Raw genomic sequence first — 2,895 nt, forward strand, 5'->3', positions numbered from 1 at the left:
GCTCTGGCCGGCGCGACGCTGCGATCCCGTGATCTCGCCGAAAGCATGGGTGTCCCCGAGGCAGCGCTGCTGGCGGCACAGGTCGGTCACGGCTCGATCCGGATAGAGCCAGCGCCAGCCCGCCTGATCCCGATGGTCGAGGCGCTCGGAGAAGTCATGGCGCTGACCCGCAACGATTCCTGCGTGATCGAGAAGATCGGGGTCTATTCCGATTTCCACGGCGGAGCCCATGCGGCGATGACGCTGAACCCGGACATCGATTTGAGACTGTTCCCACGCCACTGGGTTCATGCCTATGCCATCGAGACGGAGTCCGAAACCGGGCCCAAGCGGTCGATCCAGATTTTCGACGCGGCAGGCGATGCGATCCACAAGATCCATCTTCGCCCGCAGTCCGACGTTGCAGCGTGGAAGGCGCTCCGGCAGGAACTCGCCCTGCCCGACCAGTCCGACGCCATTCCGGATTTCGAAGCCCGCGCACCCGTCGATGCGGCACGGGGCGCCCTCGACCAGGCCCCCGCGCTGCGCGAGGGGTGGAATGCGATGACCGACACGCACCAGTTCCTGCCGTTGGTCAAGAAACACAAGATGAACCGGCTGGGCGCCTATCGCGTCGCTGGCGCGCCCTTCGTCCGCCCGCTCGACCGCAGCGCTGTGGCGCAGCTGATCGAGACGCTGGCGGGCAGCGGCACGCCGCTGATGATCTTCGTCGGCAACATGGGCTGCATCGAGATCCATTCCGGCCCGATCGAGACCATCAAGCCGATGGGTCCGTGGCTGAACATCATGGACCCGCGTTTCAACCTGCATCTGCGCGCCGACCGCATCGCCGAGGTCTACGAGGTCCGCAAGCCGGGCGAGCACGGGCTGGCGATCTCGGTCGAGGCATTTGACAACCACGGCGAACTGATCCTGCAGATCTTCGGCATCCGGCCCTCGAAGGGCGGCGATCCGGTGGCATGGCAGGCGCAGATCGAGGCGCTGCCGGGCCTGTCGGACAAGGCCGCGTGATGTTGCGGGCACTGATTGCGGCGGCGATGCTGGTGACGCCCGCCTGGGCCGAGGAACCGACGCGCGTGGTCGGTATCGGCGGCAGCGCGACCGAGATCGCCTATGCCATCGGTGCGGGTGATCTGCTGATCGGCCGCGACTCCAGTTCCAGCTATCCGCCCGAGGCGTTGGCGCTGCCGGACGTGGGCTATATGCGGCAGCTGTCTCCTGAAGGCGTGCTGGCGGCGACCCCCGACCTGATCCTCGCCGAAGAGGGCGCCGGCCCGCCGCAGGCGGTCGAGGTGCTGAAATCGGCGAACGTGCGCTATGTCGAACTTCCCGAGCCGCGCGATGCGGCGGGGATTGTCGCGCGGATTACCGCGGCGGGCGAGGCGCTTGGGCGCGAGGCCGAGGCGGCCTCGGTCGCCCGTCAGGTCGAGGCTGATCTTGACGCTGCCGCCGCGTTGGTTGCCGCGGACCAGCGCACTCCGCCCAGAGTGCTTTTCGTTCTTTCGGTGCAGGGCGGGCGGATCATGGCGGGCGGCGCCGACACTTCGGCCGATACCATGGTCCGACTGGCAGGCGGCGAGAACGCGGCCGCCGAGATGCAGGGCTGGAAGGCGATCACCGACGAGGCGATCCTGACCGCTGCCCCCGATGTCGTGGTCATGATGCAGCGCGGTGATCCCGCCGCCGACGAGGCTGCGGGCGGAAGTTCGGTCGAGATCGCGCGGGCAAACGTCCTTGGCCATCCCGCCATCGCGGCAACGCCGGCCGGCCGGAACGGTGCCTTCGTGATGATGGACGGGCTTTATCTGCTGGGCATGGGCCCGCGCGCCGGCAAGGCCGCAATGGCGCTGCACGAGGCCATACATGGGGAACCCCCCGGGAACGCCCCGTGAGCTCAATCGAGGTGCCCACGCCCGCGACGTCGACCGTGGGCATCCGGTCCCGCGAGGCGAGGGCGCGGCTGGTGATGGTCGCGCTGGTGGTCGCACTTGTGCTGCTTGGCGCGCTGTCGCTGGGCGCGGGTGCGACGGGCGTTTCGCCGCTCCTCGCGCTGTCGGACCTGCTTGCGGGTCGCGGCTTCGGTGATCGCGAGCGTCTGGTTCTGGTCGAGATCCGCTTGCCCCGTCTGGTGATGGGCGTCGCGGTCGGCGCATCGCTGGCGGTGGCCGGCGCGATCATGCAGGGCCTGTTCCGTAATCCGCTGGCCGACCCGGGGCTGGTCGGCGTCGGCGCGGGCGCGTCGTTGGGTGCCATCACGGCCATCGTCCTGGGCGGCGCGACCCCCGCGCTGGCGTGGATCGGCGAGGCGAACCTCGTTCCCATTGCGGCATTCTTCGGCGCCTGGGGTGCCACCCTGCTGCTGTATCGGCTGTCAACGCGTGGCGGGCGCACCTCGGTCGTCACGATGTTGCTGGGCGGCATCGCCATGGCGGCCATCGCCGGGGCGCTGGCGGGGCTGCTGATCTTTGTCGCCGACGACACCCAGCCGCGCAACCTGACCTTCTGGAGCATGGGCAGCCTTTCCGGCGCGACTTGGGGCCGGCTGGCCGCCGCGTTGCCGGTGATGGCGGCGGCGATGCTGGCCATCCCGATCCTCGCGCGCGGCCTGAACGGGCTGGCCCTCGGAGAGGCCGTCGCAGGCCACATGGGTCTGCCCGTCCAGCGGATCAAGCGGCTGTCGGTGCTGGCGGCCGCCGCCGCGACCGGCGCGGCGGTCGCGGTGTCCGGCGGCATCGGCTTCGTCGGCATCGTCGTGCCGCATCTGCTGCGGATCTCGACCGGGCCGGATCACCGCTGGCTTTTGCCCAACGCGGCACTTGGCGGCGCGGTCATGCTGGTCGCAGCCGACATCATCGCCCGCACCTTCGTCGCCCCGGCCGAGCTGCCGATCGGCAT

Annotated in this window: 3 protein-coding genes; all 3 read left to right on the top strand. The window is 69.6% G+C overall.

Annotation, left to right across the window (positions count from 1 at the left end):
• The first annotated feature begins 3 nt into the window (after nt 1-3).
• On the top strand, nt 4-1,011 hold the full coding sequence (locus Q4F04_RS15260; RefSeq protein ID WP_303370648.1) for a hemin-degrading factor: 1,008 nt from the start codon (nt 4-6) through the stop codon (nt 1,009-1,011).
• Nucleotides 1,011-1,892: a hemin ABC transporter substrate-binding protein gene (locus Q4F04_RS15265; protein WP_303370647.1), complete on the top strand. Its 882-nt coding sequence runs from the start codon at nt 1,011-1,013 to the stop codon at nt 1,890-1,892. The genes Q4F04_RS15260 and Q4F04_RS15265 overlap by 1 nt, the downstream gene beginning before the upstream one ends.
• A gap of 74 nt (nt 1,893-1,966) precedes the next feature.
• Nucleotides 1,967-2,895: iron ABC transporter permease (locus Q4F04_RS15270; RefSeq protein ID WP_303370649.1), on the top strand; the 929-nt coding region annotated here is incomplete at its 3' end.

The organism is Paracoccus sp. (in: a-proteobacteria) (genome assembly GCF_030536915.1).
Classification (GTDB): Bacteria; Pseudomonadota; Alphaproteobacteria; order Rhodobacterales; family Rhodobacteraceae; genus Paracoccus.

Coding starts and splice junctions, on each gene's coding strand:
- Q4F04_RS15265 (WP_303370647.1), top strand. CDS start 1,011: ATGTTGCGGGCACTGATTGCGGCGGCGATGCTGGTGACGCCCGCCTGG.